Source organism: Aggregatibacter aphrophilus ATCC 33389 (genome assembly GCF_900636915.1).
GTDB classification, from domain to species: domain Bacteria; phylum Pseudomonadota; class Gammaproteobacteria; order Enterobacterales; family Pasteurellaceae; genus Aggregatibacter; species Aggregatibacter aphrophilus.
The window spans coordinates 388,294-402,561 of the sequence record NZ_LR134327.1 but is presented as its reverse complement, the minus strand read 5'-3'; the positions used below and the strand labels follow the sequence as shown (position 1 = coordinate 402,561).

Below are 14,268 nucleotides of genomic sequence, written 5' to 3'. Positions count from 1 at the left end.
TTCCAGCTTCCGTATTAGTTGATGTCTTTATGGAAGATGGGAGGATTATTTTTAGTGATCGGTATAAGATTTCTTTTACACCTCCAAGGAGAACTTTTGGAGATTTAGCTAGCCAAGTGTTGGCTTGTAATAAGAAATATTAAAAAACCCAAATAACAGGTTTTGTTATTTGGGTTTTAAGTTACATTTCTATATTACTATCTTCTAGTTCTTCTTCATTTATTTCTATTGGTTGAGTTTCACCATTGTTGTTTTCAGTATCAATTAATTTTGGTGGCAAGATGAATTCGTTCAGTATATGGTTGAAGAATGGGTTTGTACCATTTTCAACGGTTAAACGATAGTTAATTGCTCCGCCATTGAGTTTGAACGAAAGATCGATAGATTGTCCATTAGCCTTTTTACTGGCTGCATCAAATATTCTAAATAATGACCAATCACCAGTTTTGCGTAATGTTGCAGTTTCACCTGTTGAGCTAATTAATGTTAAGCTGGTTTCTACATCTTGACGCGTTGTATTTGGCCAAATTAGACGGCTTGCTGATGGTGTTTCGTGGCTATATTTTAACAATTGTCCATCAATATTTAGCGTTGACGCCGTAAACTTACCTGATAGACCTAACGGTTTTAGGCTAAAGGATACATTAACATTACCTGAGCCATCAAAGTAATTACGTTGAATATCTTGTAAATCTTGAAGTGCGGTTAAAAATTCAGGTGAAATAATACTTTCTCCGTTAACCACAGAAAGCTCAGTATTATCTTCTAAGAAGAATTTCAAGTAATCATTATAAAATCTCTGTACTCGGCCATTAGGTCCAAAGAACTCTCGGAAATCATCTAATGAAATACTTTGTGTTGCTTTTCGATTTAATGGATAACGGTTCGCAATTCTGCTTTGATAGAAACTATAAACGTTACGATTCCATAATTTATTTATTTCGCTTAAGGCTGTTTTGAGTTCAACAGTCCATGCTTCATCAGCAATATGATTAAGTTGAGTGGATAGCGGTTCAGCTGCTTCATTTGCTAGGCGTTTTAAATCAATAACTGGATTTGTACGCTCTAAATTAAATTCAGCCATGATTGCTTTTAATGCTGTTTGTGCAGGTTCCGGCGATTTCTGAATTGTCTGCATATAGAATTTTAGCTCTGACAATTTCTTCATAATATCATCTAGGTGTGGTTGTGAATCACTACCTGCTTTCACCTCATTTGTTAGTGGAGCAAAATGCTCTGTGATTTTTAATGCTGCAAGTTGATTTGGTGTTGCAACATTTGGATTTTTTGTTGAGTTATCAGTATTGATATCAGCCAGACTTGGATAAATTTCACTATTTTTATCAATTAAATTAATCATTTTTTGTAGTGGTTTTTCATTACTTGTTAATGCCTCTAATACATCAACGGTATGACGTAAATCTACAAAATTAACAACTTCTAAGTCGTTTAATGCTTCTTGCCAAGTATTAATATAGTCAGCAATGTAACGATCACGAATTTCATTTGATAAGGTCGCCAATTCATCTTTTGAATAATTGGTTGTTTGTTGTTTGCCAAGTACCCAGGCGTCGATCGCGGCAAGTTGAAGTAAATCTACTGCTTTAGGATCATAAAAGTCCTTGTACGCCCAATCCGTGAATAGAGGACTGATTAATGTACCTGAGCGGCTAATGTTTTTATCCTTAAAGAATGAAGGATCATCCTCAGCGTTATGATCTACTTTAAATATAGTACTAAATGTTTGCCCAATTTCTGTTTTAAGATTTGTGGCAGGTTGTAATTCTGTATTCGCAAAAATTTTAAAGTTTTGATACACACGATCAGCTAAAGGAAGCATATTATATTCTCGCTGCTTCTCTGCAATTTTTTTATCAAACATACTGAGATCAGGATCAACGTATTTCATTGCATAAGTAAAGTGCGACATTAATTGACGCTGAGTATCAGGGTTTTTAGGGTAGTTTTTTTGTAGATATTTAGCCATCCATTGTTCAGGGATTTTAGCCTTACGGTTTGCCATATCATCAATCATTCGATATACGCGTAATAGCTCTAGCCCTTGATTACTATCATCTGGTAAAGCATCCATTTGTTCAATTAAGCCCATTGCAATTTCTGGTAAGAATCGTTCACCAAGGAATTTTTTATATGCTTCACTTACTTTACTACCAACTTTTTTTCCTTGATACAAACCAAAGTCCTCAATCACAGGAAGTGCTTTTTCATAATCTCCATATGCATAGGTGGCCTGACGTAACATATTTAGCGGTTTTAGCAAATTTCGGCCAGTGGGATCCATAGCTTGGCTGATATTCATTTGCTGAAATTCTTCAGTAATCTTTATCACTTTTTCTGAAGCAGTTTTATTTTGATAGAAAAAGTTTTGCCACATTGCTACCATAAAAATAGAACATATAGCAACGCCAACAGAACTTAATACAAATTTACGTTTATTCCGCCCTAGTTCTTTTTGATTATCACTAACAAGGCCTGCTTCCGGATAAATAATATTTGAGAAGAAATTATGTGTAAAATAGGTGCGTTGTGTTCTTTCTTGTAGATAACTTGGTACCACATGAGGTAACTCAAACTGCTTAGCTAACGCAGATTGGTAGAAATCCATTGGGATACCTTGTTGGAAGATAGATGAAAAGTACACGCCTCGTACATAAGGTGTTGTAGTGAAACGATCGCTTTCTAATACATCACTAATAAATTGTAAGAGAATATCTTTCATTCCTGATAATTGACGAGCGTACATATACAATGATTCACGTTCTTCTTGTGATATTGTTCCCGCAAGTTTATCAAAGATAATTTCTTCAATTTCTTTGATAAAACTGTCGTAGCTGTCTCTTAATTCTTTTGTCCAATCATCAATATGCTCATCAGTATTTAATGTAAAAGAAAAACCTAGATTTTGATAGCGTTCAGCTTGTTTTAGATCACTGTAAAATGTTTCAAAGCCTTCAATAAGGTCGATTTTATTCAATACTACGTATACTGGTACTCTGGCGCCAAATTTTTCTGTCACATCTCTGATTCGAGTGCGAAGGAGCGCAGCTAATGCTTGTCTATCACTGTGATTTGAGGCAATTAATTTAGGCAAATCCACTACAAGTATAATACCGTTAATTGGGCGTAGTGGACGTACATCACTGATCCAATCAAGTAAATGATTCCACAAACCTTGTGCGATTCGTCCTTCAGTATCTTGGCTTGTGTTGAATTGTTGAATCATTTCACCTTCAGGATCAAGCAAGATTGCATCATCACTTGCCCACCAGTCAATTTTATATAATGCATTTTTCCGTAAGTATTGCTTAGATGTCCTTTCAAAAGCTGTTAAAGTGAATTTTTGGTTTGAGCGATTAATAAAACTTGTTTTGCCTGACTCTTTTGTTCCAATTACCATATACCAAGGTAATTGATAAATATAATTTTTATTTGAGAGATGAGATTTTAATGCTTCTGCCATTAATTCAAGACTATCATCTTGATCTTTAATATAAGGTAGAATAGCGTCTTGTTCTTCTTGTTCCTTTTCTAGCTGATTTTTTTCTTTGTTTAACTTAGCATTCTTTAATTGCAGCTTTAAAATGGCAATCACAGCTAAAGAAAGCAGAACGATAGCAGTTGCAATAATGCGACTACCTACGCCAACTTCTTTTGCCATTTTATAATCCCAGCCATTTTCATTTGTTAAACCAGAAAAACTCCAAGATGTTCCATATGTCCATATTCCTATAAACACCAAAATTAAGCCTAGAGTTAGTAATACAGGAACTGAATTCCTTATATGATAAAAAATAGGTCGGAAGAATTGTCTAAAAATTCCTAATAATTGGTTTAAATATTTCATTGATTATCCTTTAATAATTTATCTTTTAATCCTGATAACTGTATAAAGAAATTATTATCCCATTCTTCTACAGTATATTTTTTACAGTTATCAATTAATTCAGAAAGCTCAGTCAGGGCAATAGTAAACATTTCTTCTTTCAAAAAATAACGTATTTTTTCAAATTGAAGATAGTTTTTTGAGCGTATGTCTGTTATCTGTTTTAGTTGTTCATCAATTAATTTTAGTACAGCAACAAATCCCTCAGAATTATAAATTTCATCAAAATTATTTAGTTCTTGTTCTACAGTTTTTAATTCTTGTGGGGAGGCTTCATTTTCTTCTAGCCAAATTGATACTGTTTCTGATAAAAATGGCTCCCCATTTTGGAATTTTGCAGAAGAGAATGTAGAGAATTTACTTACAAACTGTCTAGTTACATTTTTAATTGCTTCTGCCGCTTCACTCATTTTTAATGCTTGGCAACACTTGGCTGATAAGTAACTCCCTTCTACCCAGTATGGACTTGTTGTTACCGTTTTTTCAATTCGACTAAGTAACTCTAAACTGGGAGAAGACGAGACTAATTCTCTATAATCACTTAATTTATCTGCTGGAACAGCTTGCATTGCAGTTATTCCATTGATATCCATCTCGGGTAATTGTGAGATACTATGCCACAATCCAAAACGACGACTGATGTAGCTCAGTATTGATGTAGGTTCAAGTGAGCAAGTTATATCTGCAATTTGGAGATACATCTGCTTTAGTTTCCGTACGTTTTGTAAATCAACTTCATGGATATTCGGGATATCTAAATTTCTAGTGCGTTGAATCGCTGTGTGTTCCTTTGATAACGAAATGTCTTCAGGTTCTTTAGATATTGTTAGAATAGATTCATCGCTATCTGTTTGTTCCTTAATTCGAGGTTGTAATCGATCAAATACACTTTTTACATTTGCTATATATCCATCTAATTGTAAAAATATATCATTAAAAAGTTTATTGAGTTTGTCATTTTCAAGTGCGGTAAATTTTATCTCCGAATTATTATTAAACGCATTTTCAATTCGTTCAATAATGAGACTGATAGCTTTCTCTTTAAATCTATTTAATGTATTATCCGACGGTTTTGGATGCCCTAAAAAAAGATATTTTTTATTAAATTCAGAGAATAACTCAATAAAATCAATAAAGTTTAAGGCGAAGTTTTTATATAGGACAGCATAACCAAAATATTGTAATACCTTGTAGTCTTTACAAACCTCAGATAAATACTTCTGTGAATGAGTAATTAAGTTATCCCAATTAATACTATCATGCTGCAATGAACCAAATTTCATTACTTGTTCATCAATTGTAAAAAAGAGACTCCCTTCCTCGTCAGGAATCCCCACTGGAAATAATTCACCTTGAATATCTTGCAAGATACTTTGGTATTTCATTTTACCAACCACATTCTTTTCTTATTGGCGCAACCTTTGAGGCTAGCCCATTGTTCTTAAAAGTAAACGATCTCTTCTCTTGTGGGATGAGCACTGAAAATGTATCAATATAAAGAATAGCCTTTAGCTGTTGAATTGCATAAAGCCCTCGTCCTGCGTCTAACATATAACCCCGTTCAGCATTTTGCCAATTAATTTTAGAAGCTGACTGTTGAGTTTCGGTATTAGCAATTTCGACAGTTAAAGGATTTTTCGTAACAGGTCTATCCATAACAATCTGAAAGCGAGTTATATTATCTTTACAGGCTATATAAATTGCAGCTTTATCATCAAGACTTGATAAAACAACTTCAAGTTCATTATCTGTTTCTATATTAGTATTTTTTGCTAAAGCAAAAATGTCACTAACTGCACTTGGAATCGTATTGCTTATAACTGTATTATCAATGTGCTGAGAGCGAATTGGTGTTTTAAACAATTCATCAAAACAGGCTAATCGATTCACATTGGATTTAATGGAAGTGCACCGTTCCACTTGCTCTGTTGCGGGATAAGTATAAAAGCTAATTACACTTAAAAAACATACAAAGAACAGTTTTTTTAAAATAGAAGAATAAACTCGAGTCATTCTCAACCTCTTTAATATTTTATGCTTAAGATTTATTCATAATATCATTAATATTGTTTATGATTTCTGTAGAGTAAGAATTTAGATACATACTGTAGAGAAAATAGATGAGTGAGAAAATTAGCAATGTTCCTAAGAATAACCGACTCAGTGATAATGGTTTTTTAACCGTATAATCACGTTCGTATAGATGAGTCTTAGATTTTCGCTGATAATCATAGCCACGCAAAGGACGTAATGTTTTTTGTAACTTTATAAGAATATTTTGGATATTTTCTTGGCCATGTGATTTTAAGGCGTATTGACCTTTAAATCCTAATGCTAAACAAATATACATGAACTCTAGTAACTCATGATATTTTTCAGGCTCTAACATGGTTCGAGATAAAATAGAATAAAATTTTTCCCCTCCCCAAGTTTCATTATGGAAATATGCTAATAGGGAACGCTGTCCCCAAGCCGATCTGCTCCCCCAAGGGGTTGCCATTACCATTTCATCAATAAATGTACAAACACAATACCTAAATGATAATTGGAATGCACTATCATAATTAAGCATTTTAACTTTTTCGCTTAGTGCAATAATCTCATTCTGCATTCTAGTATACAAACTGGAAATATCGTCTAACTGCAAAATTTTTCTCATTCTTAATGCCGTGGCTAGCAAAGGGTTAGCCAATTCCACGAGAGGATTATAAGAGGCTGTTTGTAGTTGAAAATCATAGTCTATATCAAAGTCAACCTGTCCAACCTGATCATATAATAAATCTGTTTTTTCATTTATAACAGGTACATTATTTGTAATATTAATACGATCTATTGGTAAATTATTAGTTAGCTCACCATCATATGAATCAATTACTTCTAATTCATTATGTCTCATGTTAAGTCTCCTCTAATCGCCCAAAATTCAATCTCTAATCCTGGATAATTGCCGGTTATATGAAAACCAAAACCAGCTGAGGATGCAATACTTTTCCAATATGGGGAAGTTTTATCTAGTTGAAAATACATAAAGCCTGAGTGATAAGGTAAATATCTAGGCGCTACAGGTAATGCATGAAGGGGTACGCCAGGTAATTGTAGATGAACCAATTTATTTATTTGCTCTATACTGGATATCTTTGTTTGTTGAACAAATTGAGTTTTTAATAGTTCTGGCTGTAAATGTGCTTTAACAGCAATAATGAATTCAGAACTCGTATACAGCGATGTATCTTTGATTTGTGAGGTATAGATGCCATATTGATGTGCAACCACAGGCAATGGCAACGCTCGAGCATTTGTGACCACGCTTAAATAGGATTTAATATCAGCACATAGAGGTACTAATGAAAGAGCAGGGTTATCGTGAATATAATCATAATAAGTATCTGAAAATCTTTCCTGCAATATAAATGTTGCGAGTTCACTACGTAAGGACGCCAATAATTCATAAACTGTAGCTGGGTGTTCCTTGCCAGATTTAGCAACGGTTTTTATTAAAGGGAGTACCCGATTTAATGTTAATAGCATTAAGAAATCATTTACATCAGCAACGCCAGACTGCTCTGGGTTGTTCATTCTACCTGCGAGATTTTGTGCTCGTAAAGAAATAAGTTCTGATAACTCAGATAATTTTCTGATTAATTCAGGAATGGCTTTTATGTTAAGCGCAGTAGGAAAAAATGTTTCATCTAGAATGACTTGATGATCAGGGGTAACATCCTTAATTCTAGCGACTGGTAATGAGACATAATTACTGAGATCATCTAATGATGATTTTAAGCGATATTGGTTCTTAATTAATTCCAATTGTGCATAGTTGCCAGTTTCACTATGAGTGTCCTTAATTTCTGTGAATAATATCTCACCTCTTGAATCAATCAGTGAATCTTCAAGTGAATAATCTATTTCTATTTCGGTTCCTGTATTTATCGGTAGACTAAAATAAATTATTTTTCCAATAAACCTGCTATCAATAGTAATTGATGAAGGCAAACTGTCTGTTAACGGAAGTTCAAAAAGTGTACCATCAGGCATGGCTCCTTTACATTCAGAAATGGCTAATTTTCCATAAGAAAGCTGGTGATTATCAAAAGATAATTTTTCAAAGCCGAAGCTATATGCTGAAATATCAAGAAGTTGTTTCAACTGAGTCGCAAAAAAACGACTTTCTTGCTGAAAATGCTGGGGGCGGATAAACAGCCCCTCTTTCCACAAAACACGATTTGATACAGACATAAATTAATTATCCTTATAGATTTCAACCTTAGAATCTAGCACACGAATTAATAATGGATAGCTTTCGCCGCCTTTTGGTCTTACTTGGACAATACCTTTCCATTTTCTATTTTCATATCCATTAAATAAGGCAACAACGCCAATATAGTGAGTTTTTTCATTTAATGCTTCTGGTTCAATAAATCTAAATTGGTTTGGTGCAATAATTAGATCAATATTAGATATATAGGTTTTGCCTAAGGAGTCAGTAAAGTCGCTCCCGCGAAAATCATCGTATGTACTACTTAAGAACAAGGATTTATCTGTTAACTGAAAAACTTTTAACATAACAGGTGTTGCTCGTAAATCAGCTTTACCATTCTCTTGTTGGATAACTTGCTTATCGTTTGAAGGATTTGAACTGCTTGCTTTAAGATTATTTTTGTATTCATTGGCACTACGAGGACGTTTAGTCTCTCCCTTTGGACTATCAAAAGCTGAACTATCATAATCCATATTTACTTCATCACTTACAACTGAAATTGCATCGTCCTTTGGAGAGTAAATGTTAATATTTGCACGATCAGTAGCATAGATAGAAAGTGAATATGTTGACGCTTTAGACAGTCGCGGGTTTTCTCCTGGTTCATTAGAAGAACATCCCACAATGATCAGCGCAGGGATTAGTGTAAATAGTTGTTTTAGTTTCATAAGTTTGCCTTTAGTTATTCTATAAAAAATAGAGGATCTAGCATTTCCTCATCATGTTCTTCTCTGTCTCCACTTTTTATGGAAGTGACAGGTTTTAAAGATGCAAAAACATCTTGCGGTGTATTATATAGATTATTTACCGACGCTTCATCTTTCTTGTTTAAAATGTTTAGCTCTATTGGGTCATAATATTCTAAGCTACTATTTATATTGGGGTTAAAAAACTTATAGTCAGAATCTATCATGTAAGATGAGCCTAAATTCAAGATATCTTCAGTGATATCTGAATCTTTGAGCGCTAGTAACGGATCTAATTCTGTTTGATTTAGCGTTAACAATTTTTCAGTGTTTTGTAACGTTTTAGTATGGAGAGAAAAGTCCTCTAGTTTTAGATTATTTTCTCCAATAACCATTTTATCTGAAGGGTTATTTACTAGAAAGGATAGTTCATCTTGTAAGGTCACTATTTCAGCCTGGTTTGTGAATATTTTAGCTCTTATTTCATAATTAAATAATGATATAATGTCGTTATCTTTTAAGCGAATTATTCCTCCTATAGGAAGAGCATAAGAAGATTTGTTGATAAAAATATTTGATGTATGCGCAATTAGACAATAATCAGCATCGTAATATTTTATTTCAAATTCAATATCAGAAATTTCATTTTTAAAATTATTTATCTTCCAGTTTGCTGTCTTGCTGGCACCAATGATCCCGCCCTGTTGATTAAAATGACAATGGGGAAGAGTTCCTTTCTCAAGCATAAAAGCATGTGTAACCATAAGAAGAAGTTTATGCATGCTATCGTTGTCCCTCTATTGTTACTGCATCTAAAGAATATGAATTATCAAATGCTGAATTTAATAATGTAGTCCATCCTAAAAGACTAGATTTATTTTCTCCTAAAACAAAAGTTGAATGAGTTTGAGGATGTAATCCTAAAGAGATATCGTAAGGTAAAGGATCCTTCAGTAAAAAACGGATCAATTCTTTTAATTCCGTATACTTATGGCCTAAGGGTAAGAACTGGTAGAATTGGCTGATATCTAAATTATGTATAGCCACCTCAAATTTATTCGAAAAAGATTCAACGACATCACCTGCAATAAAATCATCACCTAACATCATATTATTGTTACCAAGAGAACTTCTTTGTTCTGAGTTTAATTGAACTAATTGGCGTGCATGTTCTTTTATTTCAACCTTATCTAAGGAGAAATAATATTGAATTATAGTACTTAGAACTTGAGGAGTTCTAATTCTAGATTGGATTATTCCTAGGTAATAGAAGATCTTATCCCATTTTAGATGAGAATATTCTGAATATTCTCTAGATATGCCAATAAGACTCATCATATTCTTTGAATAAATATCTGAGAAGTCTTCTTTAAATTTAATATAGTATTTATACTTTCTCCAAATTTGATGTAAAAGACTAATGAGGTGGTGATTAAAGAAGTCTAAATATTTTATCTTTATATGCTCACTCTCATAAAACTCTTCAGCAATTTCATCTAAAACAGACCCAGGTAATGGCCCAGAGGAGCCTTGTAACCCTAAAAAATTTACTACAATATTAAATTGAGTCTTATTATCTCTATTTATGATATTTACTTTCTCAATATCACCAAGTGGGAAACTAATTTTAGGATTGCTTGAAAATAGATATAATGAATCTTCTAATAGAGTATTTTCTAATAATTCTAAATTGGCTGATGATGCTTTTGCCACTACTTCAATAAGTTGGTGAAAGTTAAAATCTGTTAGATCATATTTTGGAGAGAGATCTTCTGTTCCCATTTGAATGTCTCGTTATTATTTGTATTAATTACCTCTAGAAAATGAAATGAATTAATGGTTCCATATAGTCTAAAAAACTCAGATAAAATAGCGCCAAATAAAAATAATTCACCTTCACATAAGAAAGTATTGCTATCTATCCTTAAAGTTGATTTTTGACCTCTATAAATAATACCTTTTATAATTCTATCTGACTTTTTGGTCTCTAAAGATTCTATTCCTGATAATCTCTTTTCTGTTCTTCTTCGGGCTTGTATATCATTTATTGCAGGGAAGTCATAGGTTGAAAGAACATCTCTTAGCACATCTAAGTGAGTTAAGGATAAGTAATTTAATGATAAATTAGAAATTAATTTCCAATGAAGCTTTTCATCTAATATAGGTCTCACAGTTTTTATTGGAAGAGTTATATTTTTAAATTCTATATAAGATGGTGTATTTTGCGATGGCATACAAATATCACCAATACCAAGTAATTCAGGTAAATTATGGTTTGTACATTTTAGATTAATTGAGATTGTTTCTCTTATTCCTTCTAAGTTTTTATGTTCTCTAGATACAAAAGAAACATAATATTCATATCCATCTTCTTCAACACTCTCTTTTATTACTGATTTATAGAATCTAGTAGATGTATTGTTATGTGCAAAGGATTCAAAATTTGAATACTGCTGAATCCTGTTGTTTCTAGAAGGATCTTTGATCATTGATGATCCTAGAACATCTGTTATACTAAAAATTTCAAAATGACTACGATTAAAACCTACAGGAATGACTGGATATAAAACCTTTTTTCCATCAAAATTAATAGGAATTGCATCATGCTCAAATAAATTAATAATAGGTGAGCAATAGAGTGAAAAATCTGAACTAGTTAGTTTTAAATCTTTTGGTAAAGGTCTATTAAACTCAAATAATAATTTGAAATTTTTTTGAGTCAGAGATTTTAAAAGTATTTGCAATTTTCTTAGTTTAAAAAAGTAAAATTTTTTAGGAAAAAAGAAAAATTCTTGTATTAATCTATACCCATTAAAGGCATTCTCTGGATATGGTATTAAAGCTTCATTTTCACTAAATCCTTGAGGCTCAATGCAATCTACAGGCAGTTTTATAATGTCTTCGCCTGCTTTAACATAGATTTTAGTTAAATAATTAAAAATCCATTGATAGTAGGTTAACGCGCTATAATCACTACCGGATAAATAGAAAGATAATTCATCACATTTTAGTGATGCAAAGTCACCATCTGAAATATTTTCTAAGTTAAATTCTATAAAAGTTGTTTCTGTTGCTGTACTGCTTGTTACTGAATTTAATAAAATCGGGTAAACAGAAACATCCATAGTTGTCTGAAATTGACATGGGGTGCCATCTACTGGTTTTGATGAAACAAAAGTTCCTTTAGGAATAATATGTTTTGTTGTGATCGAGCGATCCTTGGGTGAAAATTTTAAAATTGCACAGCTAGGTAAAGGTCGTAGATAGTTAGGCCAAAGTAGCTGCATCATAGATTGAGTTAATTCAGGTAAATTATCTTGAATTTTTTCTTTTAGGCGAGCAGTAAGAAAAGCAAAAGACTCTATAATTCTTTCTGCCTCAGGATCAATAATTTCATCAGACAAAAAACGAGATAAGTGAGGGTAAGCCTTTGAGAAATGCCGACCATCTTTTTTTAAGAAATCTAACTCGGCTCTAAAAAATTCTTTCAAAGACATCTACACAACCTTAAATCTTTTATTGGAACTATCTAAAATAATATTTAACTCAGTTAATTCATTTTTCTGCTTTAATAACACGACGCACGTTATACGAAAATTAAGCTGTAGGACATCATAAGGATCCGGAATATATTCAATTCTTGAGATTCTTACTCGAGGCTCATAACGTTCAATATTAAAGCGGATATCAGCAATAATTGTTTGGCTTAAACTACGTGTTGTTGCTGTTGAATCGTTGAAATCCCTTAAACCAAAATCAGGTGCACATAATGTGCACCCTTGTTTGGAGTTGAGAACCAATTCTATGTTTTTCTTGATTGAGCGAATCAGTTCACTAATAATTTCTGATTCGCTTTTTTTAACAATCGTTTTTGTTTCTTTTGAGGCTTCTTTAATTCGATTCCAAAAACTCATAAATAATAATTATTTATCATCAAGATCTAAACGACCAACAAGAGAAAGATCAAAACTTGCTCCCATATATTTAAAGTGTGGACGTACAGATAATGAAACTTTATACCAGCCTGGTTCTCCAGCTACACTGGACACTTCTACTTTAGCTGCTCGTAATGGACGACGGCTGCGTACCTCTGCTGGTGGGTTTTCTTGATCTGAAACATATTGTTTTAGCCACACATTTAGCTCACGTTCAAGATCTTGACGCTCTTTCCATGAACCAATTTGCTCACGTTGTAATACTTTTAAGTAATGTGCTAAGCGATTCACAATAAACATGTAAGGTAGTTGAGTACCAAGTTTATAGTTTGTTTCAGCGAGTTTGCCTTCCTCTGTATTCGGGAATTTTTTAGGTTTTTGCACTGAGTTTGCTGAGAAGAATGCTGCATTATCACTACCTTTACGCATCGTTAAAGGGATAAATCCCTCATCAGCAAGTTCAAATTCTTTACGATCAGTAATTAGCACTTCAGTTGGAATTTTAGCTTGTAGTTGACCAAAGGACTCAAATAAGTGAACTGGTAAATCTTCAACGGCACCACCGCTTTGAGGACCAATAATATTTGGACACCAACGGTATTTAGCAAAACTTTCAGTTACTTTTGAAGCCATTAAGAATGCGACGTTACTCCATAAGTAATTGTTGTGCTCACCAGCGATAGTTTCTTGATAGTTAAATCTTTTTGTTGGATTTTCAATTGGATCATACGGCAAACGAGATAAGAAACGAGGCATAGTTAAGGCCAAGTATTTTGAATCTTCAGATTCTCGTAAGGCCCGCCATTTTGCGTATCTAGGACCTTCAAAAATATCTTTGACTTCTTTGATTTCAGAAAGTGATGCATAACTATCTAAACCAAAGAATTCAGGACCTGCCGCTGAGATAAATGGCGCATGAGACATAGCGCCTACGGAAGAAACGTATTGTAACAATTTAATATCTGGTGCTGCTGGTGTGAATGTATAGTTACCAACAATTGCTGCTACCGGTTCACCACCAAACTGTCCGTAATTTGCTGAATAAACATGTTTATATAGACCGCTTTGAGTAATGTCTGTCGCATATTCAAAATCGTCTAAGAGTTCTTCCTTGGTTACGTTTAAAACTTCTATTTTAATATTTTCGCGGAAGTCAGTTCTGTCTACTAGTAATTTTAAACCACGCCATGCAGACTCAATTTCTTGGAATTTTTGATTATGTAAAATTTCATCTACTTGATGACCAATTTTTTCGTCAAGACGGACAATCATCTCATCGATAAGTGTTTTATTTACTACCGCATCAGTATTATCGGTTTTTAACATTTCAGAAATAAATTCTGCAATACCACGCTGAGCAATAGTATAATCTTCATTCTCAGGTTTAAAACGAGTTTGTTCCATTACCTGATCAAGCAAGCTTGTTGTTGTCGCTTGTTGTTCTGTTTGAGCCGCCTTATTTTTTGCAACCATACTAATTTAATC

Annotated in this window: 11 protein-coding genes; all 11 read right to left on the bottom strand. The window is 33.1% G+C overall.

Features of this window, described 5'->3' with window-relative positions:
• Window positions 1-181 precede the first annotated feature (181 nt).
• From tssM to tssC, 11 genes are read right to left on the bottom strand one after another with little or no spacing between them, the layout of a single operon-like run.
• Window positions 182-3,865 carry a type VI secretion system membrane subunit TssM gene (gene tssM, locus EL144_RS02140; RefSeq protein WP_005703593.1) on the bottom strand — a complete coding sequence of 1,228 codons (3,684 nt, stop codon included), beginning with the start codon at window positions 3,863-3,865 and terminating at the stop codon, window positions 182-184.
• Entirely contained in the window at window positions 3,862-5,289 is a 1,428-nt protein-coding gene (locus EL144_RS02135; protein ID WP_005703592.1) for a type VI secretion system domain-containing protein, read from the bottom strand. The genes tssM and EL144_RS02135 overlap by 4 nt, the downstream gene beginning before the upstream one ends.
• Before the next feature lies 1 nt (window position 5,290).
• Window positions 5,291-5,917, bottom strand: a complete 627-nt coding sequence (locus EL144_RS02130; protein ID WP_005701996.1) for a type VI secretion system-associated protein TagO — start codon at window positions 5,915-5,917, stop codon at window positions 5,291-5,293.
• Between the two features lie 25 nt (window positions 5,918-5,942).
• A complete protein-coding gene (gene icmH, locus EL144_RS02125; RefSeq protein ID WP_005703591.1) occupies window positions 5,943-6,800 on the bottom strand; it encodes a type IVB secretion system protein IcmH/DotU in 858 nt (285 codons plus the stop codon).
• Window positions 6,797-8,140, bottom strand: a complete 1,344-nt coding sequence (gene tssK / locus EL144_RS02120; RefSeq protein WP_005701999.1) for a type VI secretion system baseplate subunit TssK — start codon at window positions 8,138-8,140, stop codon at window positions 6,797-6,799. Before tssK ends, icmH begins: the two co-directional genes overlap by 4 nt.
• 3 nt (window positions 8,141-8,143) lie before the next feature.
• Complete coding sequence (tssJ, locus tag EL144_RS02115; protein ID WP_005703590.1) at window positions 8,144-8,830, bottom strand: type VI secretion system lipoprotein TssJ; 687 nt, start codon at window positions 8,828-8,830, stop codon at window positions 8,144-8,146.
• Between the two features lie 14 nt (window positions 8,831-8,844).
• A complete protein-coding gene (locus EL144_RS02110) occupies window positions 8,845-9,630 on the bottom strand; it encodes an FHA domain-containing protein (RefSeq protein WP_005702001.1) in 786 nt (261 codons plus the stop codon).
• A gap of 1 nt (window position 9,631) precedes the next feature.
• A complete protein-coding gene (gene tssG, locus EL144_RS02105; protein ID WP_005703588.1) occupies window positions 9,632-10,630 on the bottom strand; it encodes a type VI secretion system baseplate subunit TssG in 999 nt (332 codons plus the stop codon).
• Window positions 10,594-12,345, bottom strand: coding sequence for a type VI secretion system baseplate subunit TssF (tssF, locus tag EL144_RS02100; RefSeq protein WP_005703587.1), 1,752 nt, complete (start codon window positions 12,343-12,345; stop codon window positions 10,594-10,596). The genes tssG and tssF overlap by 37 nt, the downstream gene beginning before the upstream one ends.
• On the bottom strand, window positions 12,346-12,762 hold the full coding sequence (gene tssE, locus EL144_RS02095; RefSeq protein WP_005702007.1) for a type VI secretion system baseplate subunit TssE: 417 nt from the start codon (window positions 12,760-12,762) through the stop codon (window positions 12,346-12,348). It lies immediately after the preceding gene.
• A 9-nt stretch (window positions 12,763-12,771) separates the two neighbouring features.
• Complete coding sequence (gene tssC, locus EL144_RS02090; protein ID WP_005703586.1) at window positions 12,772-14,256, bottom strand: type VI secretion system contractile sheath large subunit; 1,485 nt, start codon at window positions 14,254-14,256, stop codon at window positions 12,772-12,774.
• Window positions 14,257-14,268: the final 12 nt, after the last annotated feature.